The organism is Sphingomonas sandaracina (assembly GCF_036663695.1).
Classification (GTDB): Bacteria; Pseudomonadota; Alphaproteobacteria; order Sphingomonadales; family Sphingomonadaceae; genus Sphingomonas.
Genome location: NZ_JAXOJK010000001.1, coordinates 535,594 through 559,303 on the forward strand (window position 1 = coordinate 535,594; position 23,710 = coordinate 559,303).

Genomic DNA, 23,710 nt, shown 5'->3' on the forward strand with positions numbered 1-23,710 from the left:
TGCGGCACGAGATCCCAGCTTCCGCTGGGATGACGAGTTGGTGGCGGTTCATGCGGCGCGCTTAACGGTACGGCGCATCGGCGGCAAGGTTCGCCGCGATCGCGCTTTCCCAACGGTCGCCATTATCGAGCAGCTTCGACTTGTCGTAGATCAGCTCTTCGCGCGTTTCGGTGGCGAACTCGTAGTTCGGCCCCTCGACGATCGCATCGACCGGGCACGCCTCGGCACACAGACCGCAGTAGATGCACTTGGTCATGTCGATGTCGTAGCGCGTCGTGCGGCGCGAACCGTCGTCACGCGGCTCGGCTTCGATCGTGATCGCCTGCGCGGGGCACACGGCCTCGCACAGCTTGCACGCGATGCACCGCTCTTCGCCGTTCGGATAGCGACGCAACGCATGCTCGCCCCGGAACCGCGGCGATACCGGATTGCGCTCGTACGGATAATTGATCGTCGCCTTTTCCTTGAAGAAATAGCGAAGCGTCAGCGCGTGCGCCTTCACGAATTCCCACAGGGTAAACGACTTGATGATCTGAGCGACGCTCATGAACCCACTCCAACGCGCGTCAGCATGAGATAGCCCGACACGAGGAAAACCCAGAACAGCGAGACGGGGAGGAAGACCTTCCAGCCGAGCCGCATCAACTGATCGTAGCGATAGCGCGGCACGGTCGCCTTCACCCAACTGAACAGGAAGAAGAAGAACAGGATCTTGGCGAACAGCCAGATGATCCCCGGAACGTAATAGAGCGGCGCCCAGTCGACCGGTGGCAACCAGCCGCCCCAGAACAGCGTCGCGTTGAGCGCGCACATCAGCAACACGTTGGCGTACTCACCGAGCCAGAACAACGCGAACGACATCGACGAATATTCGGTCTGGTACCCGGCGACGAGCTCGCTCTCCGCCTCGGTCAGATCGAACGGCGCACGCTGCGTCTCGGCCAACGACGAGATGAAGAACATAACCGCCATCGGGAACATCAGCGGGTTGACGATGTACCCGTTGAAGAACCAGACGTGCGACTTCTGCGCCATCACGATCGCAGACAGGTTGAAGCTGCCGGTCCACAGCACGACAGAAATCAGGATGAAGCCGATCGCGACCTCATACGACACCATCTGCGCGGCCGCACGAAGCGCCGAGTAGAACGGGTATTTCGAGTTCGACGCCCAGCCCGACAGGATGATCCCGTACACGCCGAGCGACGAGGCCGCGAGCACGTAAAGCAGGCCGACGTTGATGTCCGCGAGCACGACGCCGACCCCGAACGGCACCACCGCCCAGACGATCAGCGCGACCGTGAAGGTGATGATCGGTGCCAGCAGGAACAGCGTGCGGTTGGCGGCTGCGGGGACGATCGTCTCCTGCAGGAACACCTTCAGGCCGTCGGCAAAGCTCTGGAGCAGACCGAACGGACCGACGACGTTGGGACCACGGCGCAACGCCATCGCCGCCCAGATCTTACGGTCGGCATAGATGATCATCGCCACCGCCAGCATCAGCGGCAGCGCGATCACGAGGATGTCGATGATCGTCGCGAGGAAGAACGCCCAGTCGTAACCGAGCGAGGATTCGAACCAGGAGATCATTCGGCTGCCTCCGCGTAGTCTTCCCCGTGGAGAAGTTCGGCCGAGCAGCGCTGCATCGTCGGCGACGCACGGCAGATCGCGTTGGTCAGATAGAAGTCCTTGATCGGATAGCCGGCGAGGACACCCTCACCTGCACCGTTGAGCGAGGGCGGGTTCCACTCGAACGTCGCGAGCGCCTGATGACGCAACGCAGGCACGTCCGCGCACATTTCCTCGCGCAGACCCTCAAAGCTGTCGAACGGCAGCGTGTGGCCGAGCGTGTCGGACAGCGCGCGGAAGATCGACCAGTCGTCACGCGCGTCACCGGGTGCGAACACCGCACGCTCGCCGCGCTGGACACGTCCCTCAAGATTGACCCACGTCCCCGACTTCTCGGCGTAAGTGACACCCGGCAGGATGACGTCGGCAGCCGCCGCACCCTTGTCGCCGTGATGGCCGACGAACACCTTGAAGCCTGCAAACTTCGAATAATCGACCTCGTCCGCGCCAAGGAAGAAGCCGAGCTTCGCCCCCATCACGTCGGCGATGCCGCCCTTCTGCGCATAGCCGAGCATCAGCCCGCCCATCCGCGACGCCGCCATGTGAACGACGTTGAAGCCGTTCCAGTCCGCCTTCACGAGACCCAGCGTATCGACGAGCTTCAGCGCAGCCGCATGGCCACCCTTCAGCGCGCCGCCACCGACGATCACCATCGGACGCTCAGCCTTGCCGAACGCCTCGGTCACCGCCTCGGGCAGAGCGCCAAGCAGCGCGAGATCGTCGCTGAGCCACTCGACCTTGTACGTCAGGTCCGTCTCCGGCCCGATCGCGAAGACCTTCGCGCCCTTCTTGATCGCTTTCCGCACCCGCGTGTTCACCAGTGGCGCTTCCCAGCGTAGGTTGGTGCCCACCAGCAGGATCGCATCGGCACGCTCGGTGCCGGCGATCGTCGTATTGAAATTGACCGCGGCGATGCTCGTCGCATCGTAATCCATGCCGGTCTGACGGCCTTCGAGCAGGCTCGAACCCATCTTAGCGAGCAGCGCCTTGGCGGCGTACATCGTCTCGCAATCGACCAGATCGCCAGCAACCGCAGCCACGCTCGACCCGGCGTTCACAGCCTTGATCGCTGCGAAAGCCTCGTCCCATGTCGCGGGAACCAGCTTGCCGTTCACACGGACATACGGCTTGTCGAGACGACGACGCACAAGACCGTCGATCGCGTGGCGCGTCTTGTCGGTCGCCCACTCCTCGTTCACGTCCTCGTTGATCCGCGGCACGCAACGCAGCACCTGACGACCACGGCTGTCGAGCCGAATGTTGGTGCCGACCGCGTCCATCACGTCGATCGTCAGCGTCTTGCGCAATTCCCAAGGACGCGCCTCGAACGCATACGGCTTCGACGTCAGCGCGCCCACAGGGCACAGATCGACGACGTTGCCGCTCAGCTCGCTCTTGACCGCGTTCTCGAGATACGAGGTGATCTGCATGTCCTCGCCGCGGAAGATCGCACCGATCTCCTCGACGCCGGACACTTCCTCGGCGAACCGGATGCAGCGCGTGCACTGGATGCAGCGGGTCATGACCGTCTTGACGATCGGACCCATATACTTCTCGGTGACCGCGCGCTTGTTCTCGTCGTAGCGCGAATGGCCGCGACCATAGGCGACCGACTGGTCCTGAAGATCGCACTCGCCGCCCTGATCGCAGATCGGGCAATCGAGCGGATGGTTGATCAGCAGGAATTCCATGATGCCCTCGCGGGCATTCTTCACCATCGGCGAGTTGGTGAAGATCTCCTGCTTGTCCGCCGCCGGCAGCGCGCACGACGCCTGCGGCTTGGGCGGACCAGGCTTCACCTCGACCAGGCACATCCGGCAATTGCCGGCGATGCTCAGGCGCTCATGATAACAGAAACGCGGGATCTCCTTGCCGGCAAGCTCGCACGCCTGCAGCACGGTGGCACCCTGCGGCACCTCGATCTCTACGCCATCGACTTTGACTAAGGGCATTACTCTGCGGCTTCCATCATCGGCGCGGTGTCGCCACCACGTTCGCGGATACGGCGTTCCATCTCTGGGCGGAAATGCTTGATCAAGCCCTGGATCGGCCATGCGGCTGCGTCACCGAGTGCGCAAATCGAGTGACCCTCGACCTGCTTGGTGACCTGCTGGAGCATGTCGATTTCAGACAGGTCGGCGTCGCCGGTGCGCATCCGCTCCATCACGCGCCACATCCAGCCGGTACCCTCGCGGCACGGGGTGCATTGGCCGCAGCTCTCATGCTTGTAGAAGTACGAGATGCGGCTGATCGCGCGGACGATGTCGGTCGACTTGTCCATAACAATGATCGCCGCGGTGCCGAGGCCCGAGCCGACCGCCTTGAGGCCGTCGAAGTCCATCGCGCAGTCCATGATCTGCGCAGCGGGTACCAACGGCACCGACGAGCCACCCGGGATCACCGCGAGGAGATTGTCCCAGCCGCCACGGATACCACCGCAATGCGTCTCGATCAGCTCGCGGAACGAGATGCTCATCTCTTCCTCGACGACGCACGGCTTGTTCACATGACCAGAGATCTGGAACAGCTTGGTGCCGCGGTTGTTCTCCGCGCCGAAGCTGGAGAACCACGCCGCGCCACGCCGCAGGATCGTCGGCGCAACCGCGATCGATTCTACGTTGTTGACCGTCGTCGGGCAGCCATAAAGGCCAGCCCCTGCCGGGAAAGGTGGCTTCAGCCGCGGCTGGCCCTTCTTCCCCTCGAGGCTCTCCAACATCGCGGTCTCTTCGCCGCAGATGTACGCGCCAGCACCCCGGTGCACGAACACGTCGAAATCATAGCCCGACCCGCATGCGTTCTTGCCGATGAAGCCGCGGTCGTACGCCTCGGCGACGGCTGCGAACAGCGTCTCGGCCTCGCGGATATACTCGCCGCGGATGTATATGTACGCGGCGCGCGCGCGCATCGCGAACCCGGCGATCAGCGCGCCCTCGATCAGCCTGTGCGGATCGTGGCGGATGATCTCGCGATCCTTGCAGCTGCCCGGCTCGGATTCATCGGCGTTGATGACGAGGAAGTTCGGCCGGTCCGGCTTCGGCTCCTTCGGCATGAACGACCATTTCGTGCCGGTCGGAAAACCCGCACCGCCACGGCCACGCAGCCCCGACGCCTTCATCACGTCGATGATCGCGTCCTGGCCAAGCGCCATCAGGTCCTTGGTATTGTCCCAATCGCCGCGCATGATCGCCGCGTCGATGTTCCACGGCTGGAAACCGTAGACGTTGGTAAAGATGCGGTCCTTATCGGCGAGCATCAGGCCCACTCCCCCCGGTAATCGTGGTTCGCGTCGACCATCGCCTTCAGCGAGGTCGGGCCGCCTTCGGGGCAGCTCGCACGACGACCGAATTGCGGACCCGGCGTCGGGTGCCCGCCATTGGCCAGCGCCTCGAGGATCTCGGTCGTCTTGTCGTAGTCGAGGTCTTCGAAGTTATCGTCGTTGATCTGCACCATCGGCGCATTCGCGCACGTTCCCAGGCACTCGACCTCGGTCAGCGTGAACATGCCGTCCGGCGTCGTGCCGCCCTTGACCAGACCGCGGTTCTTGCAGGCGGCTAGGACGTCGTCCGACCCGCGCAGCATGCACGGCGTCGTGCCGCAGACCTGGACGTGGAAGCGACCGACCGGCGCGAGATTGAACATCGTGTAGAAGGTGACGACCTCGTACACGCGCATGTACGGCACGCTGATCTGACGCGCGACGAACTCGATCACCGGCACCGGCAACCAGCCCTGCGTCTGCGTTTCCGCACCGACCTGGCGCTGCGCCAGATCGAGCAGAGGGATCGACGCGGACTGCTCGCGACCCTTGGGATAGCGCCCGAGGATCTCGTTCGCCTTCACCTGGTTCTCGTCCGTCCACGCGAACGAACCCCAGCGTGCGCGGGTCTCGGCCTCGTCGGGAATTTTCGGAGCTTCAGCCATTAGCGGTCACATTCACCAAAAACGATATCCATCGCGCCGAGGATCGCGGTCGTATCCGCAAGCATGTGGCCCTTCGCCATGAAGTCCATGGCTTGCAGATGCGAGAACGCGGTCGGGCGGATCTTGCAGCGATACGGCTTGTTCGAGCCGTCGGCGACCAGATACACGCCGAACTCGCCCTTGGGGCTTTCGGTCGCGACATAGACGTCGCCCGCGGGGACGTGGAAACCCTCGGTGTAGAGCTTGAAGTGATGGATCAGCGCTTCCATCGACTGCTTCATCTCGGCGCGCTTGGGCGGCACGACCTTGCGATCGAGCGACCCGATCGGTCCCTCGGGCATCTCGGCCAGACACTGCTTCATGATCCGCGCGGATTGACGCACTTCCTCGACGCGCACCATGAACCGGTCGTAGCAATCGCCACGCGTGCCGACCGGAACGTCGAAGTCCATCTTGGCATACACGTCGTAGGGCTGCGACTTGCGCAGATCCCAGGCGATACCCGAGCCGCGGATCATCGGGCCCGAAAAGCCCCATTTGATCGCGTCGTCGCGGCTGACCACGGCGATGTCGACGTTGCGCTGTTTGAAGATGCGGTTGTCCGCGACGAGCGAGATCGCGTCCTCGAACAACCGCGGCAGGCGCGTATCAAGCCAGTCGCCGATGTCGGCCAGCAGCTTCAACGGTGCATCCTGGTGCACCCCGCCCGGACGGAAATAGTTCGAGTGCATCCTCGCGCCCGAGACGCGCTCGAAAAAGTTCATGCAGTCTTCGCGGATCTCGAACAGCCACAGGTTCGGAGTCATCGCCCCGACGTCCATGACGTGGCTACCGAGGTTGAGCATGTGGTTCGAGATGCGAGTCAGTTCGGCGAAAAACACCCGCAGATACTGCGCGCGCTCCGGCACCTCCAGGTCGAGCAGCTTCTCGACTGCCAGCACCCAGCTATGCTCCATACACAGCGGCGAGCAATAATCGAGACGATCAAAATACGGCAGCGCCTGCGTGTACGTCTTGTACTCGATCAGCTTCTCGGTGCCGCGGTGCAGCAGGCCGATATGCGGATCGACACGCTCGACGATCTCGCCGTCGAGTTCCATGACGAGGCGCAACACGCCGTGCGCCGCGGGATGCTGGGGACCGAAGTTAATCGTGTAGTTCTGGATCGTGACGTCGCCGGTCGTGGGATCGGACGCGTCGGCTTCACCGAGAAGCTCTTCGACATACAGACTCACTGGTTCTGTCCTCCACCCTTGGACGGAACGACGTCGGATTCGACGGGCTTGTCCTGCTTCTGGTTGCCGGCGTCGGCATTGCCCGACCCGGTCTGCCCGGTATTCTGCGCATCCTTTTTGGCATAGGATTCGCTGGGCGCTTCGGGCGCCTTGGTCGCACTCTGCGCCGCGTCGGCCTTTACGATCGTATCGGCCTTGAGCGGCGTCGGTGCACCCTTGGCCTCGGGCAATGCGCCCTTCTCGTCGCCGGGGAGCACGTAGTTCGCGCCTTCCCACGGACTCATAAAATCGAACGTCCGGAAGTCCTGCGCAAGCTGCACGGGCTCGTACACGACGCGCTTCGACTCTTCCGAATAGCGCAGCTCGACATACCCGGTAAGCGGGAAGTCCTTGCGCTGCGGATGACCGCGGAAACCGTAATCGGTCAGGATACGACGCAGGTCCGGGTTGCCGCTGAACAGCACGCCGTACATGTCATACACTTCGCGCTCGAGCCAGCCGGCGACGGGCCAGATGTCCGTCACCGACGGCACCGGCTTGTCCTCGTCCGTCGCGACATGCACACGCAGGCGATGGTTCCGCGTCAGCGACAGCATGCAATAGACGACTTCGAAACGCTCGGCCCGATCCGGATAGTCAACACCGGCGATCTCCATGAGCTGTTGGTACGCAAGCCCCGGCGTGTCGCGCAGCGCGATCATCGCGTCGTACAGGTCTTCACGACGAACGTGCAGCGCGACTTCGCCGACATGGTCGACCGCGTCCAGCAGCATGCCGCCGAGAGCCGCGCGAGCACTGTCGATCACACCGTCGTTCGACGCGTAAGCTGGTGCGGGAGCCCTCAACGCTCGATGCTCCCGGACCGCCGGATCTTCCGCTGCAACTGCATGATGCCGTACAGCAATGCCTCAGCCGTCGGCGGACACCCGGGGACATAGATGTCGACGGGCACGATCCGATCGCAACCACGCACGACACTGTAGCTGTAATGATAATAGCCGCCACCGTTCGCGCACGATCCCATCGAGATCACGTACTTAGGCTCCGACATCTGGTCGTAGACCTTGCGCAGCGCAGGCGCCATTTTGTTGCAGAGCGTGCCGGCAACGATCATCACGTCCGACTGACGCGGCGACGCGCGCGGTGCGGCGCCGAAGCGCTCCAGATCGTAGCGCGGCATGTTGACGTGGATCATCTCGACCGCACAGCAGGCGAGCCCGAACGTCATCCACCACAGCGAGCCGGTGCGAGCCCACTGGAACAGCTCCTCGGTCGACGTGACAAGGAAACCCTTGTCCGTCAGCTCACCGTTCAAACCGTCGAAAAAGCCCTGGTCGGGTGGCACCAGCGAACTGGGCGAACCGGGTGCGGGCTGAAGCTCTACTCCCAATCGAGTGCTCCCTTCTTCCATGCGTAGACGAGGCCAAGGGCCAATTCGCCGATAAAGATCATCATCGAAATCCACGCGGTCCAGCCGAGCGTGAAGACCGAGACGGCCCAGGGATACAGGAACGCGGCCTCGAGATCGAAGATGATGAAGAGGATGGCGATCAGGTAGAAGCGTACGTCGAACTGGCTCCGCGGATCCTCGAATGCGGGAAAGCCGCACTCGTATTCGCTGAGCTTCTCGGGCGTAGGCTTGTGTGACCCCGTGAGGCGCGAGACGGCCATCGGCAGGAACACGAACGTGCTCGACAATGCGATGGCGATCCCGAGGAACAGGAGGATCGGAAGATAGTGCGACAGGTCGACCAAATTGCTTCTCGCAAGTGCGAACGGAACGGGGCCGCTTTAGGCCGATGGGGGGTGATGGGCAAGGCGTGGAGGGTGTGAGAATCACTCGCAAGTGGAGGGGCCGGGGTGGCGGGAAACATGCGTTACTCGGCGGGCTGATGACTGTGGCCGCGACTTCCACTGAGTGTCGGAAACGCCACCGAACCGTACCCGTCACCCCGGACTGGTTCCGGGGTCCACGGTTCCGCAAACCAGCGGCGGCGAGAATGCGGAACAGTGGATGCCGGAACAAGCCCGGCATGACGGATTATAGGGGAGTCTGCGCCGTTTACGCCACTCTGAACCCAACGCTCCCACAACCGTCACCCCAGCGAAAGCTGGGGTATTATGGTTGGCGAGCGCGTCGGCTATCACGGGGATACCCCAGCTTTCGCTGGGGTAACGGTTGTGGGAGCCCCACCTTCACCAGCGCGAAAGGATTGCTCTCCGACCCCACGATCCTCCCCCGCCAGGGGGAGGTGTCGCCGAAGGTGACGGAGGGGGAGGACACGGAACAGAGGTTTCCCTTTCCTCCCCCTCCGTCAGGCAAACGCCGGCCACCTCCCCCTTGCGGAGAAGCATCGTTCGCAAGGCTTAACGCAAAGCGCCGGCCACCAGCTTATGCAGACGCGAGTGCAACGCATCGTTCGCCGCAAGGAACTCGTTACGCTCCATCGCGCGATCGCCACCACGGAAGTCGGTGACGAAACCGCCGGCTTCCTTCACCAGCAGCATCCCCGCCGCAACGTCCCAAGGCTTCAGGTTCGATTCCCAGAACCCGTCGAAACGCCCGGCCGCAAGCCAAGCCAGATCCAACGCCGCAGCACCCAAACGACGGATCCCCGCAACCTCAGGCGCAACCGCGCCGAAAATCCGGCTCCACTGCGCGAAGTCGCCATGCCCCAGGAACGGAATCCCCGTAGCGATCAGCGATTCGGACAGATCACGCCGCGACGACACGCGCAGGCGCTGGTCGGTGAGCCATGCCCCCCGGCCCTTCTCCGCCCAGAAGCTCTCGTCGGTCAGCGGCTGATACACCAATGCGGTAGTGACCTCGCGCTTGCCGTTCGGCATCGGCTCCTCGACCGCGATTGAGATGCAGAAATGCGGGATGCCGTGGAGGAAGTTCGACGTCCCATCCAACGGATCGACGATGAACCGCGGCTTGTTCGGGTCACCCTCGACCTCGCCGCGCTCTTCCATCAGCATGCCCCAGTCGGGACGGGCGTGGCTGAGCTCTTCGAAGATCGTCTGCTCGGCACGCTGGTCGGCCTGGCTGACGAAGTCGGCCGGACCCTTGCGGCTCACCTGGAGCTGCTGGACCTCGTTGAAGTCGCGGCGCAGGCGGGGCGCGGCCTTGCGGGCGGCGCGCTCGATGACGGTCATGATGCCGGAATGGGATGCCATGGTCTTCTAACTCCCCCCTCCCGCAAGCGGGAGGGGTCGGGGGTGGGCTCGCGCTATCAACGTCATGCAACGTCGACGTAGTTCGCGCTAAATACGTTACGCTATGTGGAGGGCGGGCGCCCACCCCCCGGCCCCCTCCCGCTTGCGGGAGGGGGAGCAAAGTTTAGTCCGCACGCCTTACATAGGTCTGCTCGTAGACGTCGACGACGATACGCGTGCCCGCACCGATATGCGGCGGGACCATCACGCGGACGCCGTTCTCGAGCACCGCAGGCTTATACGACGATGAGGCGGTCTGCCCCTTCACGACGGCATCCGCCTCGACGATCAGCGCCTCGATCGTGTCGGGAAGCTGGACCGAGATCGGCCGCTCTTCCCAGAGCTCCATCACCACGTCCATACCGTCCTGCAGGAACGCCGCGGCGTCGCCCAGGATGTCGGCATCGAGCGAGATCTGCTCGTAATTGATCTTGTCCATGAAAGTGAGCATGTCGCCTTCGCGGAACAGGAACTGGAAGTCGACGGTCTCGAGCCGCACCTTCTCGACGCTCTCGGCGGAGCGGAAGCGGGTGTTGTTCTTGCGGCCGTCGATGAGGTTCTTCATCTCGACCTGCATATAGGCACCGCCCTTGCCGGGCTGGGTGTGCTGAATCTTGACGGCGCGCCAGATGCCGCCCTCATATTCAAGAATGTTGCCGGGACGAATCTCGACCGCGTTGATCTTCATGACCGATTCCTGCTGGAAAGAGCTAGGGGCCGTCCGCGAAGCATGGCCATCAAGGCCTGGCTCTGCGGAAACCCGAAGCGGCGGGCTTTAGCGAGCGCGCTCGCGTCCGGCAAGCAGCGGGTACGGGTTCACGTTCTCGCCCTGCCACCAGCGCTCACCCGGCTGCATCCTGGTCAGCCCAAAATGGAGGTGGTAATTGCCCGCCCCCGCGTCGCCGGTATCGCCGACGTAGCCCAGCGTGTCGCCCACCTTGACCGCCATCCCCTCGCGGATGCCAGCCGCGTACCCCGCAAGATGCGCGTAATAATAGGTCCAGCGGCGGTCGGGCGAGCGGACGTAAAGCGTGATACCGCCCAGCCCGCTTTGGAACAACTTCTCGATCCGCCCGGGCGCAGCCGCGACGACAGGTGTGCCACCTAGTGCCATGATGTCGGTGCCATGATGGCCACGCGTACCGCCGCCTCGCGCATTCTCCCAGCTGTCCGTGATCGCCGTCCGCGGAACCCCTGCCACGGGAACGGCCAGTGCCCCGGGCGTCACGGAAAAGCTGGCGATCTCGACAGGTGGTGCAGGCTTGCGCCATGGCACGCGCGGCGCACCACCACTGCCGAACGATAGCATCGACGCAAATCCGCCGATGACGACGACGATCAGCGCAAGAATGATCCAGAACGTCCGCGTCATCGTCTCAAGCCTGGAATACGGCCTTGGTCCCAGGCTTGATCATCATCGACAGTCGCGCTGCATCCCAGTTGGTCAGACGAATGCAGCCGTGGCTTTCCGCACGCCCGATCGTTTCAGGGTTCGGCGTGCCGTGGATGCCATAATGGTCCTTCGACAGGTCCATCCAGACGACCCCTACCGGACCGTTCGGCCCGGGCGGCAGCATTTCCTTTTGCTGTCCCTTCTTCGCATCCCAGAACAGCGCCGGATTGAAGTGGAACTTAGGGTTGTAGTCGGATCCCTTGATCGTCCACGTACCGAGCGGCAACGGATCGTGGCTAGACCCCATCGTCGCGGAGAACTGTGCGATCAGCTTGTCGCTAGCGTCGAGCACACGAAGCACACCATCGGACTTGTCGACGACGACGTGATCCGCCTTAGGCTGCGTCGCGTCGACGTTCAGCATGGTGAGCGTCGCGATCCAGTCCGGCTTCAGCTTCGGATCATACGCCCGCGACGACGGCAGCGCGTTCGGGAACACAACCTTGGTCCCCGGCGCCAGCTTCGTCGTCGGCGAGTTCAGCGCCACGATCACCGCCGGCGTCGTGTGGAACATCTCGCCGAGCTTCTCCATGACGGTCTTGTAGCCCAGCGACGCGAGTTCGGCCTGTTTGGCGGGATCCTTCGGGAACGGATTGATGAACGGGCCGGCCAGCATCTCGGGCGTGAGAGCGACCGTAACGGTCGGCCGCGCGGCGCGATACGGGTACAACGCCTGCAACGTCCGCGCATCGGCCTTGCCGGTGATCGGCAAGCCCTTCGCCTCCTGGAACCCCTTCAACGCCGCGACCAACGACTGGCCACCGCGCCCGTCGAGTACGCCCGGCCCGAAGCCGAGATGGTCGAGGATCACCTGAACATGAAGGACATTGCGGTCGATCGGTACTGGCTTGGCAGGGGTCGACTGCGCCGTTGCAGGCGACGCCGCCCCGAACAGACACGCCGCAAGAACCGAAGTCTTCACAAATGCCGTCATGCCCATCATCCCAAACCGTTACGCTCGTGCATCAACAATCTGAACGACGGTTGTTTCCAACGACTCAGCGCTTCGCGAGCACCGCGCCGAACGCCTTGATCGCCGCGACCTCGTCGCCACCCCAGACGGCGTTCGAGACCGCGATGAAGTCGGCACCGGCTGCGATCAGCGGCGCGGCATTCTCGGGCGTGATGCCGCCGATCGCGACGCAGGGCATCTCGAACAGCGTCGACCACCAGGACAGGATCACCGGCTCAGCGGTTTGTTCGACCGTCTTGGTCGGGCTAGGGTAGAAGGCGCCGAACGCGACATAGTCGGCCCCCGCTTCGCCCGCCTCCATCGCAAGATGGCGGCTGCCGTGACACGTTACGCCGATCTGCGCATTGGGCCCGAGCTGCGCCCGCGCCTCACGGGGATCGCCATCGTCCTGCCCGAGATGCACGCCGTCCGCGTCCAGGCGCTTGGCCAGTCCGATATCGTCGTTGACGATGAAAGCGACATCGCGCTCGGCGCAAATCTTCCGCAGCGGCTCACCCAGCGCGGCGGCGGCGTGCTGGTCGATGTCCTTCACGCGGAACTGAAAGGCCGCGACCGGCCCGGCGTCGAGTGCGCGCGCCAAACGCTCGGGGAAGTCGCCACCGACGTCCAGCGGCGAGACCAGATACAGCTGGCAAGGCGGCCGACGCATGTCGCGACGGAAATTCTCGGCGAAATTGGGATCGAGCGGGCCCAGCGGATCTTCGAATTCGGTCATGTCCGCCCCCTAGCGGCTCATGTCGCGCTCGTCACCCCGGCGCGTGGCAGGGGTGACGAGCGCGCAGACCGCGGCTTATTCCTCGTTCTTGTAGATGCGGATGATGCGGTCTAGCATCGCCAGTGCTTCGTCGCGCGGGCGCTGGAAGGTGTTGCGGCCGATGATCGAGCCGTTGCCGCCGCCGTCGCGGATGTCGCGTGCGTCCTGGAACACCGCGTCCTCGCCCTTCGACGCGCCGCCCGAGAAGACGTTGATGCGACGCCCGGCGAAGCTCGACTGAACGACGTGCTTCACGCGGTCCGACTGCTTCGACCAGTCGGTGTTCGCGTAGAGGGGCTTGGCTTCCTTCTGTTCGATATGCGCGGTCGGCAGCTTGGTCTTGATGATGTGCGCGCCGAGCAGCGCCGCCATGTGCGCAGCATAGGCACCGACGTCCAAAGCGAGTTCGCCGTCCTTCGTCAGCTCGCCACCGCGCGGATACGACCAGATCACCGTCGCGATGCCAACCGACTTGGCCTCTTCGCTGAGCTCGCGGATTTCCTCGACGAGATCGAAGAACTGGTCCGCACCCGGATAGATCGTAAAGCCGATCGCCGCGGACCCCAGCCGCACGGCGTCCGACACGGTCGCGGTCACCGCTTGGTCGATCGAGGTCGCCCAGCTGTTCGAGCTGTTGCACTTCAGGATCGTCGGGATCTGCCCAGCAAACGTGTCCGCACCGGCTTCGAGCATCCCGAGCGGTGCTGCATAAGCGCTGAGGCCGGCGTCGATCGCGAGCTGGTAATGGTAATGCGGGTCGTAGGCCGCCGGGTTGACCGAAAAGCTGCGCGCGGGGCCATGCTCGAAGCCTTGGTCGACGGGCAGGATCACCAGCTTGCCGGTGCCGCCGAGCTTACCCTGCATCAGGATGCGAGCGAGGTTGGCCTTCACCGCCGAACTGGTCGCTTCATACTTGTCGAGAATGTCTTTTACGGCGGGCGTGATCGTCGAGGTCATGGCAAATCCTGTCTAGAGTTGGAGCCAACGGCGCAGCGCGTCGTCGACCCGGGTCATGGTGGTGATGGGTATCGTACCTATGATTGCGACAATCTCGTTGCGCTGGAGCATATCAAGCTTGTCGACCTGAATCTCGCTGTCACGAACAAGGCCGGTCTCGGGAGACGCATCGAGCGGCACGCGAAATAGATTTATACCGCTGATGACACTTGTCAAAGGGCACAGGGAAATCGTTGCATGATCGGCAAATAGGTCAGACTGAACGACAAGAAACGGGCGGGGTTTTCGGGAGAAATCGCCCTTCCCCGCCCCGACTACGATCATACCACGTAAGAATTTCATGCAGGGCGCACTGCGAGCAGGGCATCCCAGTCTTCATCCCGGACCTGACTGTCCTGCAGCGCGGCAGCGAGGGACTGCCGCTTCGCCTCAGCCAAAAACGCTTCGTCATGCCGCTCGACATAGCGACGCACGGCTTCACGCGCGATGTCGCTCTTGCTACGCCCCTGGGTGCGCGCAACTGCTGCAAGTCGATCTTCGAGTTCGCTATCGAGCCTGACGCCGAGCACCGGAACCTCCGTTTAACATGTTAAACATAGGCCGGTGCGGCGCTTCGATCAACCCCGCCCGGTACTCACGCCATCGCGATTGACGCACGATCAACGAGTGCGGAACGCCCTGGAAACAGGGGGACGCAATAATGAAGCCGACCATTCGCTGTATGATTGCGGGTGCGCTGTTGATGACGGCATCCATGGCGATGGCCGGGATCAAGGTTGGAGAGAAAGCGCCGGCCTTCGAACTCACCTTGATCGATGGCAGCAAGGTTCGCAGCGCGGACCTTCGCGGTCAGGTCGTCGTTCTGAATTTTTGGGCGACATGGTGCGGGCCATGCAAGGCGGAACTGCCGTTGCTCGACACCTACTACCGTCTCCGTAAGGCCAACGGACTGCGCGTGTTCGCGGTCGCGACGGAGGACTCACTCCCAGCGTATAAGCTGAAGCCCCTGTTCGCCGCGATGGCGATACCGTCAGCGCGGCGGATCAAGGGGGCGTTCGGCGTAATGGGCGGGCTGCCGACCAACTACGTCATCGATCGCGCCGGCGTCGTCCGCTATGCGAAGGGGGGCGCGTTCGACCTCGACGATTTGAACAGCGTGCTGGTGCCGATGCTGCGAGAACCGGCACCCGCTTTTTAACGGGTCAGCGCCGCGACGCCCGGAAGGTCCTTGCCTTCCATCCATTCGAGGAACGCGCCACCTGCGGTCGAGACGAAGGTGAACGCGTCGGCGACGCCGGCGTGGTTGAGCGCCGCGACCGTATCACCGCCGCCTGCGACCGAGACGAGCGAACCGCCCTCGGTCAGTGCGGCCGCGGTCTTGGCCAGTGCAACGGTGGCGGTGTCGAACGGCGGGGTCTCGAACGCGCCGAGCGGACCGTTCCAAACCAGCGTGCGGCAATTCTTGAGCACGTCGCCGAGCGACTCGACCGCGGCAGGGCCGACATCGAGAATCATCTCGTCTGCGGCGACTTCGTGGACGTTGACGGTGCGCGTGGCGGGGTTCGGCTTGAACTCCCTCGCGACCACCACGTCGTATGGCAGGTGGACGGTGCAGTTGGCCTTGTCGGCGGCTTCCATAATCTGTTCGCAAACGCTTGCAAGCTCATGCTCGCACAGGCTTTTGCCCACGTCGACGCCGCGTGCCGCGAGGAATGTGTTGGCCATGCCGCCGCCGATGATCAGATGATCCACGCGGGTGACAAGATGCCGCAGCACGTCGAGCTTGGACGACACCTTGGCGCCGCCGACCACAGCGGCAACCGGATGCTCGGATGCGCCGAGCGCCTTCTGGAGCGCATCGAGTTCGGCCTCCATCGCGCGGCCGGCAAAGGCTGGTAGGACGTGCGCCAGCCCCTCGGTCGACGCGTGCGCCCGGTGCGCGGCGGAGAAGGCATCGTTGACGTAGAGATCGCCCAGGCTGGCAAAGCGCTGGACCACAGCCGGATCGTTGGTCTCTTCACCGCCAAAGAACCGGGTGTTCTCCAGCACCGCGATATCGCCGGGTCGCAGCATCGCGACAGCGGCATCCGCACCCTCCCAGTCCACATAGCGGACTTCGCGGCCGAGCACGTCGCTGTACGGCTTGACGACCTGCGAGAGCGAGAACTCCGGGCTCGGCACGCCCTTGGGGCGGCCGAAATGCGCAAGGACGAGGACGATCGCGCCCTTGTCGGCCAGTTCGCCGACGGTCGCGACGGTCGCGCGAAGGCGGGTATCGTCGGTCACGTGCCCCTCGGCCATCGGCACGTTCAGGTCTTCGCGGACGAGCACGCGCTTGCCCTGAACATCACCCATATCGTCGAGCGTCTTGAATGGCTTGGTCATGGTTCTTCGATCCTGATCTCATCACCGACGGCGATGCTGCCGCCCATCAAAACTCGGGTACAGGCCCCGCCCCGCCAATCCGGCGTCAGCGCGGCAAACAGTCCCGGCGCCAACGCGTCCATGCGGTCGCACGGATCGGTGTGGCGCGTAACCTCCAGCACGACGTCAGCGCCGATGCGCAGCCGCGTGCCAGGTATCTGGGGAAGGTCGAAGCTGTCGACCAGCAGATTGGCGCGGCGTTCGTACCAAGGAATATCGCGGCCGACCTCGGCCATCGCCGCGTCCCAGTCGCCGCGTTCGAGTAACGTGACCTGCCGACGCCCCTTGCCGCCGGGCTTCACATAGCCGCGGAAATCGCCGTGCAGCCCGCCTTCGATGGTGATCCCGACATGGTCGATGACCTCCATCGGCGCCTTGGCGCGGGAATGGCGGGCAATCCCGGCGATCCTGCCTACCATCCTGAAGGCCTGAGCCACCGCCCCCTCCCCGTTCGTGTCGAGCGCAGTCGAGACACCATCTGTCACGCGACACGACTTCTCGACGGAGCTCGAAGCGGACGGAAGAGGGGGTGCATAGATCGCAGGCTTAGATGAACTTCGCCATCGCGGTCGCGGTATCGACCATGCGGTTCGAAAAGCCCCACTCGTTGTCGTACCAGCTGACGACACGGACCAGCTTGCCGTCGATCACAGCCGTCTCCAGGCTGTCGATCGTCGACGATGCCGGGGTATGCTGGAGATCGATCGAGACGAGCGGTTCGTCCGACCAATCAAGCACGCCGACCAGCGGCCCGCTCTCGGACGCCGCCTTCAGCACTGCGTTTACCTCTTCGCGCGTCGTGTCACGCGACGGGGTGAAGGTCAGGTCGATCAGCGAAACGTCCGGCACCGGCACGCGGATCGCCGAACCATCGAGCTTGCCCTTGAGCTCCGGCAGCACTTCGGCGACCGCACGAGCGGCACCCGTGGTGGTCGGGATCATCGACATCGCCGCAGCACGCGCGCGACGCAGGTCGGGGTGGATCTGGTCGAGGATCTTCTGGTCGTTGGTATACGCGTGGATCGTCGTCATCAGGCCGCGCTCGATACCGATCGCATCGTTCAGCACCTTCGCGACCGGCGCGAGGCAGTTGGTGGTGCACGACGCGTTCGAGACGATCGTGTGCTCGGCGGTCAGCTTGTCGTGGTTGACACCGTAGACGACGGTCAGGTCGACATTCTTGCCCGGCGCCGAAATCAGCACCTTCTTGGCACCCGCATCGAGATGCTTCTGGCAGCTTGACTTGTCGGTGAAGAATCCGGTGCATTCGAGCACGATATCAACGCCCAGCTCGGCGTGCGGCAGGTTGGCCGGGTCACGCTCGGCGGTGACGCGGATGCGCTTGCCGTCGACGACCAGCTCGTTGCCCTCGGCCGAGACCTCGCCCGGATACTTGCCGTGGACGCTATCGCGCTTGAACAGCCAGGCGTTCGACTTCGCATCGCCGAGATCGTTGATCGCGACGAGTTCGAGTGCGCCGTTCGACTGTTCGAGTACCGCGCGGGCGACGAGACGGCCGATGCGCCCGAAACCGTTGATCGCAACCTTGACCGTCATTGCTGTTTCTCCGCTACGCCCGCGAGTCCGTTCCGGGCGCGCAGCCTTTGCGGGGCGGTGGGGCGCCCTGTCAACACCGTGGATCGCCGATCGCGGCGGCGAAACCGGCTTGTCGCGTCCCCCGGCCATGCTATCTCGTTAAGTATGTCAGACACAATTACCGACGCGCCTATTTCCGTCGATGGGCCGGATGCGCCCTCGGCCGTCGATCGGATCGATGCCGCCATCGCACGGATCGAATCCGCCATTGCCGCCCGCACCGAAGCCGGCGACGCACTTGCCAAGCGCCATGCAGCCCTCAAGGCGCGGATGGCCGAGGCCGTCGCCGCGCTCGACGACGTCATTACGCGCGGGAGCCCCAACTGATGGCACAGGTCATGCTCGATATCGGCGGCCGTCCACATGCGGTGGCGTGCCGCGATGGGGAGGAATCCCGAGTTCGCCTGCTGGGTGCGATGGTCGCCGAGCGCTGGGCGACCGCGGATCGTGCCGCAGGCGGCCTCAGTGCCGAACGTGCGATGCTGTTCGTCGCGCTAATGCTTGCCGACGACCTCGACGAAGCCGCGCACCGCCCGCCCGAAGGCTCGGCGGTCAGCGAGATCGCACTCACCCGGATCGCCGATCGTCTCGAAGGGCTTGCGGAAGCCCTTGAGCTTAGCCCCCCGAACGCCTAGATTGGGCGTGGCGGGTTCTGCCCGGTACGAGCCTTTATTATCCCTGAGGCTATTCATCATCCATAGGGGGCTGTCCCTGTTAGGATCCTGGTCCGAAGCATATGGCCCCCACCTGACGTACCGTGCGTCAGTGGATAACCCGGCACACGGCCATGGTGGGCCCGCCACACCACCATCCTGTGAGAGTGCGCGCGCATGACCGACACGAGCGCGCGCGTAAATGATAAAAGCGCGCTGAGGGCCGCCCTTCGCGCCGCCCGAGAAACCTGCGCCCCCGTCGAGATCGCCGTCCCTTCCGCGTTTCATGAACGCCTGAAACCGGGATTGACGGTCGCCTCCTACGTCCCTTTCGGCGGAGAGGCGGATCCATCCCCGTTCGCGCGCGCTGCCGTCGACGCAGGGTGCGTGATCGCCCTGCCCCATGTGGTACGGCGTTCGCTCCCAATGCGGTTTCTCGCCTGGGCGACCGAAGCCGCGTTGATCGCCGGACCGTTCGGGTTGCATCAGCCCGCCGAAGATGCGGCCGAGCGGGAACCCGACATCATCCTGACCCCGCTCGTCGGCTTCGATCGCAGCGGCAACCGGATCGGCCAGGGCGCGGGTTATTACGACCGTGCATTCCTTGCGCACCCGAACGCCTGGCGCGTCGGGGTTGCGTTGTCGGTGCAGGAGGTCGAGACATTGACCCCAGACCCGTGGGACGTCCCACTCCACGCCATCGCCACCGAACTCGAATGGATCACGCCATGACACCGACCTGGCGCAAACCCGTCGGAATGCTCGGCATCCTTCTCCTGATCCTGGTATGGTGCGTGGCGATCGTGAGCCTTTCGAACATCGTCGGCAGCTGGCACTGGCTGGGGCAGCTGGTGTTCTACCTGTTCACCGGCCTGATCTGGATCGCGCCGCTGAAGCCAATGCTGCGCTGGATGGAGGTTGGGCGGTAAAAATCCTCTCCCGTTCGTCCTGAGTAGCCGTCGAGTAGTCGTCGCAGGCGGTGTATCGAGACGGCGTATCGAAGGACAGGTTGGCGCGCGGAACTCATGCTTCGATACGAGCCCTCGATACGCTTCTTACGAAGCTACTCGGTCTCGACTCAGCACCAACGGTAAGAGTTGGATGATCCTGACCTCGGAGGCAGGACGAAGTGCTTGCAGCACCTATTTTTGAAGGATCTCGGCCACCCCATAGGGTGGCGCGAGTGACGGGACTCGAACCCGCGACCTCCGGCGTGACAGGCCGGCGCTCTAACCAACTGAGCTACACCCGCATTCCCAATGACGAACACCCGTGCCGCGAAGGACACATCGGAAGGCTCGTCAAAACCTTAAACACTATCTCGAACCATCTACCCGGTAAGGGCAAACGATGGCGCGAGTGACGGGACTCGAACCCGCGACCTCCGGCGTGACAGGCCGGCGCTCTAACCAACTGAGCTACACCCGCTGAAACAGCGTGGAGGCGGCAACTAGGCGAGGGTTCGAATACCGTCAACCCCCATTCAGCCGCCCGTTTCAGCCCCCCGTTTCGCGTTGCGTCTCGGGCGGGTCGCCGGGGCGACTATTTCGCCCGGCCTTGGGCTGGACCAGGGTGCCGTGCTCGAACAGGAAGCCGGCGATATCGGGCTTGCCAGCGGCCTTGACGATCGTCTGGATGATGATCAGCAGCGGGACCGCGAGCAACGCTCCTGACGTGCCCCACACCCATCCCCAGAAGCTCAGCGAGATGAGGATCAGCAACGGGCTGATCGTGAGCCGGTGCCCGACGACGAACGGCGTGATCGCATTCGCCTCGACCAAGTGCAGTCCGTACATCAGCGCAGGCGGCAGCATCGCCATCCAGATGTCCGAGAACGTCATCAGCCCGCCCAGCCCAAGCAGGAACGCGCCGATCACCGGCCCGAAATACGGGATGTAATTGAGCAACGCGACGATCCCGCCCCACATCGCTGGATACGGCATGCCGATGAACCACAGTGCGACCCCGGTGACGATCCCCAGCACGATGTTGATCAGCGTGATCGTGCCGAGATACGCGGAGACATCGTCGACGATGTCCTGGATTACGCGCGCCGTCGCCATCGCGCCGTCGAAGCTCGTCCGCCCGGTGATCGTCTGGCGCCGCATCCGCGTCCAGCCCGACAGGAAGAAGAACACGATCAGCACGCCGAACAGGAATTGGACGATGACGGCAGGCGCCGAAGTCGCGGCGAGTTCGAGGATCGATCCCGGTGCGGCAACGCCCGCGGTCGCCGGCTGCTTGATCGGCGTCGACGCGACCTGCCGCAGCGTCTTGTTCACGTATTTCTCTAGGCTCGAATACAGGTCGAGCAGTGGCGCGAGGTTGCTCTGGATCCGGTCCAACCGCGTCGGCAACAACCGGAAGAAATCGGTCGCGGGCACGAGGATCGCGGCGATCGCGATGTTCGCTGCGATCAGGAACACGAGTATGCAGAGAATCGCGGCAAGCGGCGACGGTACGTGACGCCGCTCGAGCCACTCCAGTACGGGCACGAGCGCGACCGAGATCACGAGCGCGATGGTGAGCGGCAAGAAGAACTCGGCCCCCGATTTCAGCGCGAACGGGGTGGCGAGGATCAGCCCGACAGCGGCCGTCAGCGTCAAGGCCGCCAGCAATCGATCGCGACGCTGCGCGATCCGCATCGCATCCTCGACCCCGACCGCGATCGGCAATCCAAATGCACTTTCAGGCGGCGGGCCTTCCGCAACGATGCCATCCCCGCCCCCCGGCTGGCGCGTTTCCTGGCGAAGACCCTCGTCCGTCATGGCATTTTCCTTTGCCACCCCCATCCCGTAATCGCGGTCGGCATTCAAGCCGGGCGGGGGCGGCACGCGCAATCTATTTCGTAGAAAATCGCGTTGACGCTGAGCAGTCGCGAAGACGAAGGCGCGGTCGGATGGACTGGTACGCACCCAAACCCTTCATCCTGACGAAAGTCAGAATCAAAAGCCGCAAAGGACGCACTAGGGTACCCTGGATCCTGACTTTCGTCAGGATGACGCAGAGTTGCAGACGATCGAACCTAAACCGTCACTCCGACCCGATCCTCGAACAGCACCTGCAGATCCTTCTTCAGGATCTTCCCGTTCGCGTTACGCGGCAACGTCTCATGCACGAAGCGCACCGCGACCGGCGTCTTGAACGCCGCCAGATGCTGCCGGACCCAGCCCTGCAACTCCGCCTCGGTCGTCACCGCACCCGGCGCCAGATGCACCACCGCCGCCGGCTCCTCGCCGAGAATCCGGTGCGGGATGCCGATCAACGCCGCGTCGGTCACCGCCGGGTGCGCGTAGAGGACGTTCTCGACCTCGCTCGAATAGATGTTCTCGCCGCCGCGGATGATCATGTCCTTGGCCCGGTCGACGATGTAGCAGAATCCCTCGTCGTCCAGCCTGGCCAGGTCACCGGTCCGCACCCAGCCATCGACGAACGTCGCGGCGGTCGCGTCGGGCTTGTTCCAGTATCCCTTCACGATCATCGGCCCGCGCGCCCAGAGTTCCCCGACCTCGCCCGTCGGCAGCTCGGTCACGCCATCGTCCGCGACGATCTTCAGATCGGCGGCGGCGACCGGCGGGCCAGCGCTGTCGGGCCGGTTGAGATAATCCTCGGCCCCGTGATGCGTCACGGTCGCCATCGTCTCCGTCATGCCCCAGCCATTGCCGGGCATCGCCCCGAACTCGGCGTAAATGCGCTTCACCAGCTCGGGTGCCGCTGGCGCGCCGCCATAGGCGATCGATTCGAGCGACGAGAGATCGTATTTCTCGCGGTCGGGATGCTCGAGCAGCTGCCATGCGATCGTTGGCACGCCGCCGGTGACGTTCACCTTCTCGCGCTCGATGATCTCCATCGCGCGGATCGTGTCCCATTTCCGCATGAATATCATCGTGCTGCCAGTCGCGATCACGCCCATCATCCCCGCCGAGCAGGCGGTGACGTGGAACAGCGGAATCACGGTCAACGTCACGCGCGGCGTCGGTTCCGGCGGTGCCTCGCCACGCCGCAGGAAGGAGCGCGCCGACGAATAGCCGCCGGACATGATGTTCGACATCATGTTGCGGTGCGTGCCGAGTGCCCCCTTGGGCGCGCCGGTGGTGCCGCTGGTGTAGAAGATCGTCGCATCGTCGTCGGGTGCGATCGTCGCTTCGGGGAGGCCTACATCGGGTAGCGCAGCCCAGTCGTGCGGGGTGCCGATCACGTCCTCCAGCCGCGTCACGATCCCCGTCAGCGGCTCCGCGGCGCGCGCGACGAACACGTGCTCCAGCGCCGGCAGCGTCGCATAGGCCGCCTCCAGTCGGTGATGCCGCTCGTCGTCGGTGATCAGCACGCGCGCCCCCGAATCGGCTAAGCCGTATTCCATCTCCGCGCCGGTCCACCACGCATTGAGCGGCACCATGATCGCGCCGATGCTCGCACCCGCAAAGAACGCAACCGGCCATTCGGGCAGGTTGCGCATTGCCAGCGCGACGCGGTCGCCGGGGCCGATCCCCATCTCGCGCAACCGGTGCGCCAGCACCGCGATCGCACGAAAGTTCGCCTCGTAGGTGACGCGCTCGTCCTCATACGCCGTGAAGACCCTGTCGCCATGCGCGCGCGACGCCTCGGCCAGCCAGCGCAACGACGGCGGCGCGTTCTTCCAGATGCGCGTCTCGATGCCGTCGATCGTCAGCATCTCCATCTCGAACTTCGCGCCGGGCGCGGTCAGCATTCGCTCGGCATCGGCGAGCGACATCGCCGGCCAGGAGGGATCGAGTGCGATGATCGGTTCGCTTGCCAAGACCGGTTGACTCCAGAGTTGAATTTCGGGTTTGGCTTATCGCCTGTTCGAAGACAGGTTATAGTTGATTCCCGCCGCACTCAAGGCAATAGAGGCACCAAGTTCGAACTAGGGGTATG

General features: G+C 64.0%; 27 protein-coding genes and 2 tRNA genes. 5 read left to right on the forward strand and 24 right to left on the reverse strand.

Annotated elements, in window-relative coordinates; genetic code table 11:
• Positions 1–61: 61 nt before the first annotated feature.
• From nuoI to relB, 17 genes are all read right to left on the reverse strand, one after another.
• Positions 62–547, reverse strand: coding sequence for an NADH-quinone oxidoreductase subunit NuoI (gene nuoI, locus U1707_RS02245; protein ID WP_055877898.1), 486 nt, complete (start codon positions 545–547; stop codon positions 62–64).
• Entirely contained in the window at positions 544–1,590 is a 1,047-nt protein-coding gene (gene nuoH / locus U1707_RS02250; protein ID WP_332798512.1) for an NADH-quinone oxidoreductase subunit NuoH, read from the reverse strand. The genes nuoI and nuoH overlap by 4 nt, the downstream gene beginning before the upstream one ends.
• Complete coding sequence (gene nuoG, locus U1707_RS02255; protein ID WP_332798513.1) at positions 1,587–3,581, reverse strand: NADH-quinone oxidoreductase subunit NuoG; 1,995 nt, start codon at positions 3,579–3,581, stop codon at positions 1,587–1,589. Before nuoG ends, nuoH begins: the two co-directional genes overlap by 4 nt.
• A complete protein-coding gene (gene nuoF, locus U1707_RS02260; RefSeq protein ID WP_332798514.1) occupies positions 3,581–4,882 on the reverse strand; it encodes an NADH-quinone oxidoreductase subunit NuoF in 1,302 nt (433 codons plus the stop codon). Before nuoF ends, nuoG begins: the two co-directional genes overlap by 1 nt.
• Positions 4,882–5,550: a complex I 24 kDa subunit family protein gene (locus U1707_RS02265; RefSeq protein ID WP_056048529.1), complete on the reverse strand. Its 669-nt coding sequence runs from the start codon at positions 5,548–5,550 to the stop codon at positions 4,882–4,884. Before U1707_RS02265 ends, nuoF begins: the two co-directional genes overlap by 1 nt.
• The gene (locus tag U1707_RS02270; protein WP_332798515.1) at positions 5,550–6,785 is read right to left on the reverse strand and encodes an NADH-quinone oxidoreductase subunit D; all 1,236 of its coding nucleotides are present in this window, start codon (positions 6,783–6,785) and stop codon (positions 5,550–5,552) included. Before U1707_RS02270 ends, U1707_RS02265 begins: the two co-directional genes overlap by 1 nt.
• The gene (locus U1707_RS02275) at positions 6,782–7,630 is read right to left on the reverse strand and encodes an NADH-quinone oxidoreductase subunit C (RefSeq protein WP_332798516.1); all 849 of its coding nucleotides are present in this window, start codon (positions 7,628–7,630) and stop codon (positions 6,782–6,784) included. The genes U1707_RS02270 and U1707_RS02275 overlap by 4 nt, the downstream gene beginning before the upstream one ends.
• Entirely contained in the window at positions 7,627–8,175 is a 549-nt protein-coding gene (locus tag U1707_RS02280; RefSeq protein ID WP_056058310.1) for a NuoB/complex I 20 kDa subunit family protein, read from the reverse strand. The genes U1707_RS02275 and U1707_RS02280 overlap by 4 nt, the downstream gene beginning before the upstream one ends.
• The gene (locus tag U1707_RS02285) at positions 8,166–8,540 is read right to left on the reverse strand and encodes an NADH-quinone oxidoreductase subunit A (protein ID WP_056048518.1); all 375 of its coding nucleotides are present in this window, start codon (positions 8,538–8,540) and stop codon (positions 8,166–8,168) included. The genes U1707_RS02280 and U1707_RS02285 overlap by 10 nt, the downstream gene beginning before the upstream one ends.
• Before the next feature lie 612 nt (positions 8,541–9,152).
• Entirely contained in the window at positions 9,153–9,965 is an 813-nt protein-coding gene (locus U1707_RS02290) for an inositol monophosphatase family protein (protein ID WP_133031328.1), read from the reverse strand.
• A 163-nt stretch (positions 9,966–10,128) separates the two neighbouring features.
• Complete coding sequence (gene efp, locus U1707_RS02295) at positions 10,129–10,692, reverse strand: elongation factor P (RefSeq protein ID WP_056482276.1); 564 nt, start codon at positions 10,690–10,692, stop codon at positions 10,129–10,131.
• A gap of 87 nt (positions 10,693–10,779) precedes the next feature.
• A complete protein-coding gene (locus U1707_RS02300) occupies positions 10,780–11,376 on the reverse strand; it encodes a M23 family metallopeptidase (protein WP_332798517.1) in 597 nt (198 codons plus the stop codon).
• Positions 11,377–11,380: 4 nt separating this feature from the next.
• Entirely contained in the window at positions 11,381–12,391 is a 1,011-nt protein-coding gene (locus tag U1707_RS02305) for a L,D-transpeptidase family protein (RefSeq protein ID WP_332798518.1), read from the reverse strand.
• Between the two features lie 64 nt (positions 12,392–12,455).
• Positions 12,456–13,145 (reverse strand): thiamine phosphate synthase, encoded by a 690-nt coding sequence (thiE, locus tag U1707_RS02310; RefSeq protein WP_332798519.1) that lies wholly within the window; start codon positions 13,143–13,145, stop codon positions 12,456–12,458.
• 75 nt (positions 13,146–13,220) lie between these two features.
• Positions 13,221–14,141 (reverse strand): class I fructose-bisphosphate aldolase, encoded by a 921-nt coding sequence (locus U1707_RS02315; protein WP_332798520.1) that lies wholly within the window; start codon positions 14,139–14,141, stop codon positions 13,221–13,223.
• A 12-nt stretch (positions 14,142–14,153) separates the two neighbouring features.
• Positions 14,154–14,483 carry a type II toxin-antitoxin system PemK/MazF family toxin gene (locus U1707_RS02320; protein ID WP_332798521.1) on the reverse strand — a complete coding sequence of 110 codons (330 nt, stop codon included), beginning with the start codon at positions 14,481–14,483 and terminating at the stop codon, positions 14,154–14,156.
• Positions 14,480–14,710, reverse strand: coding sequence for a type II toxin-antitoxin system RelB family antitoxin (gene relB / locus U1707_RS02325; RefSeq protein ID WP_332798522.1), 231 nt, complete (start codon positions 14,708–14,710; stop codon positions 14,480–14,482). Before relB ends, U1707_RS02320 begins: the two co-directional genes overlap by 4 nt.
• A gap of 131 nt (positions 14,711–14,841) precedes the next feature.
• On the opposite strand from relB, the gene U1707_RS02330 reads away from it, so the two are divergent.
• Positions 14,842–15,339: a TlpA family protein disulfide reductase gene (locus U1707_RS02330; RefSeq protein ID WP_443025637.1), complete on the forward strand. Its 498-nt coding sequence runs from the start codon at positions 14,842–14,844 to the stop codon at positions 15,337–15,339.
• Here U1707_RS02330 and U1707_RS02335 read toward each other — a convergent pair.
• From U1707_RS02335 to gap, 3 genes are all read right to left on the reverse strand, one after another.
• Entirely contained in the window at positions 15,336–16,526 is a 1,191-nt protein-coding gene (locus tag U1707_RS02335; protein ID WP_332798523.1) for a phosphoglycerate kinase, read from the reverse strand. The two genes, U1707_RS02330 and U1707_RS02335, sit on opposite strands and share 4 nt — an antisense overlap.
• Positions 16,523–17,050, reverse strand: a complete 528-nt coding sequence (locus tag U1707_RS02340) for an MOSC domain-containing protein (protein WP_443025638.1) — start codon at positions 17,048–17,050, stop codon at positions 16,523–16,525. The genes U1707_RS02335 and U1707_RS02340 overlap by 4 nt, the downstream gene beginning before the upstream one ends.
• A gap of 61 nt (positions 17,051–17,111) precedes the next feature.
• Entirely contained in the window at positions 17,112–18,122 is a 1,011-nt protein-coding gene (gene gap / locus U1707_RS02345; protein ID WP_332798524.1) for a type I glyceraldehyde-3-phosphate dehydrogenase, read from the reverse strand.
• A 144-nt stretch (positions 18,123–18,266) separates the two neighbouring features.
• Here gap and U1707_RS02350 point away from each other — a divergent pair, with 144 nt between their 5' ends.
• The 4 genes from U1707_RS02350 to U1707_RS02365 all read left to right on the forward strand — a co-directional run bounded on the left by U1707_RS02350 (position 18,267) and on the right by U1707_RS02365 (position 19,743).
• Entirely contained in the window at positions 18,267–18,488 is a 222-nt protein-coding gene (locus U1707_RS02350) for a hypothetical protein (RefSeq protein ID WP_332798525.1), read from the forward strand.
• Positions 18,488–18,796: a cell division protein ZapA gene (locus tag U1707_RS02355; RefSeq protein WP_056482297.1), complete on the forward strand. Its 309-nt coding sequence runs from the start codon at positions 18,488–18,490 to the stop codon at positions 18,794–18,796. Before U1707_RS02350 ends, U1707_RS02355 begins: the two co-directional genes overlap by 1 nt.
• Positions 18,797–18,991: 195 nt before the next feature.
• Positions 18,992–19,546, forward strand: a complete 555-nt coding sequence (locus U1707_RS02360; protein ID WP_332798526.1) for a 5-formyltetrahydrofolate cyclo-ligase — start codon at positions 18,992–18,994, stop codon at positions 19,544–19,546.
• Positions 19,543–19,743: a DUF2842 domain-containing protein gene (locus U1707_RS02365; protein WP_332798527.1), complete on the forward strand. Its 201-nt coding sequence runs from the start codon at positions 19,543–19,545 to the stop codon at positions 19,741–19,743. Before U1707_RS02360 ends, U1707_RS02365 begins: the two co-directional genes overlap by 4 nt.
• Positions 19,744–19,989: 246 nt before the next feature.
• Here U1707_RS02365 and U1707_RS02370 read toward each other — a convergent pair.
• The 4 genes from U1707_RS02370 to U1707_RS02385 form a co-directional block, all read right to left on the reverse strand.
• Positions 19,990–20,066: transfer RNA gene (locus U1707_RS02370), tRNA-Asp, on the reverse strand.
• Positions 20,067–20,165: 99 nt separating this feature from the next.
• Positions 20,166–20,242 (reverse strand) — tRNA-Asp (locus U1707_RS02375).
• A gap of 68 nt (positions 20,243–20,310) precedes the next feature.
• The gene (locus tag U1707_RS02380; protein WP_332799037.1) at positions 20,311–21,459 is read right to left on the reverse strand and encodes an AI-2E family transporter; all 1,149 of its coding nucleotides are present in this window, start codon (positions 21,457–21,459) and stop codon (positions 20,311–20,313) included.
• Between the two features lie 380 nt (positions 21,460–21,839).
• The gene (locus tag U1707_RS02385; protein WP_332799038.1) at positions 21,840–23,546 is read right to left on the reverse strand and encodes a class I adenylate-forming enzyme family protein; all 1,707 of its coding nucleotides are present in this window, start codon (positions 23,544–23,546) and stop codon (positions 21,840–21,842) included.
• Positions 23,547–23,710: the final 164 nt, after the last annotated feature.

Excerpts from the sequence above, each read along its gene's own strand:
- nuoI (WP_055877898.1), bottom strand. The coding sequence starts at position 547 with ATGAGCGTCGCTCAGATCATCAAGTCGTTTACCCTGTGGGAATTCGTG.
- nuoH (WP_332798512.1), bottom strand. The coding sequence starts at position 1,590 with ATGATCTCCTGGTTCGAATCCTCGCTCGGTTACGACTGGGCGTTCTTC.
- nuoG (WP_332798513.1), bottom strand. The coding sequence starts at position 3,581 with ATGCCCTTAGTCAAAGTCGATGGCGTAGAGATCGAGGTGCCGCAGGGT.
- nuoF (WP_332798514.1), bottom strand. The coding sequence starts at position 4,882 with ATGCTCGCCGATAAGGACCGCATCTTTACCAACGTCTACGGTTTCCAG.
- U1707_RS02265 (WP_056048529.1), bottom strand. The coding sequence starts at position 5,550 with ATGGCTGAAGCTCCGAAAATTCCCGACGAGGCCGAGACCCGCGCACGC.
- U1707_RS02290 (WP_133031328.1), bottom strand. The coding sequence starts at position 9,965 with ATGGCATCCCATTCCGGCATCATGACCGTCATCGAGCGCGCCGCCCGC.
- efp (WP_056482276.1), bottom strand. The coding sequence starts at position 10,692 with ATGAAGATCAACGCGGTCGAGATTCGTCCCGGCAACATTCTTGAATAT.
- U1707_RS02300 (WP_332798517.1), bottom strand. The coding sequence starts at position 11,376 with ATGACGCGGACGTTCTGGATCATTCTTGCGCTGATCGTCGTCGTCATC.
- U1707_RS02305 (WP_332798518.1), bottom strand. The coding sequence starts at position 12,391 with ATGACGGCATTTGTGAAGACTTCGGTTCTTGCGGCGTGTCTGTTCGGG.
- thiE (WP_332798519.1), bottom strand. The coding sequence starts at position 13,145 with ATGACCGAATTCGAAGATCCGCTGGGCCCGCTCGATCCCAATTTCGCC.
- U1707_RS02315 (WP_332798520.1), bottom strand. The coding sequence starts at position 14,141 with ATGACCTCGACGATCACGCCCGCCGTAAAAGACATTCTCGACAAGTAT.
- U1707_RS02320 (WP_332798521.1), bottom strand. The coding sequence starts at position 14,483 with ATGAAATTCTTACGTGGTATGATCGTAGTCGGGGCGGGGAAGGGCGAT.
- U1707_RS02330 (WP_443025637.1), top strand. The coding sequence starts at position 14,842 with ATGAAGCCGACCATTCGCTGTATGATTGCGGGTGCGCTGTTGATGACG.
- U1707_RS02335 (WP_332798523.1), bottom strand. The coding sequence starts at position 16,526 with ATGACCAAGCCATTCAAGACGCTCGACGATATGGGTGATGTTCAGGGC.
- gap (WP_332798524.1), bottom strand. The coding sequence starts at position 18,122 with ATGACGGTCAAGGTTGCGATCAACGGTTTCGGGCGCATCGGCCGTCTC.
- U1707_RS02350 (WP_332798525.1), top strand. The coding sequence starts at position 18,267 with ATGTCAGACACAATTACCGACGCGCCTATTTCCGTCGATGGGCCGGAT.
- U1707_RS02355 (WP_056482297.1), top strand. The coding sequence starts at position 18,488 with ATGGCACAGGTCATGCTCGATATCGGCGGCCGTCCACATGCGGTGGCG.
- U1707_RS02360 (WP_332798526.1), top strand. The coding sequence starts at position 18,992 with ATGACCGACACGAGCGCGCGCGTAAATGATAAAAGCGCGCTGAGGGCC.
- U1707_RS02365 (WP_332798527.1), top strand. The coding sequence starts at position 19,543 with ATGACACCGACCTGGCGCAAACCCGTCGGAATGCTCGGCATCCTTCTC.
- U1707_RS02380 (WP_332799037.1), bottom strand. The coding sequence starts at position 21,459 with ATGCGGATCGCGCAGCGTCGCGATCGATTGCTGGCGGCCTTGACGCTG.
- U1707_RS02385 (WP_332799038.1), bottom strand. The coding sequence starts at position 23,546 with ATGTCGCTCGCCGATGCCGAGCGAATGCTGACCGCGCCCGGCGCGAAG.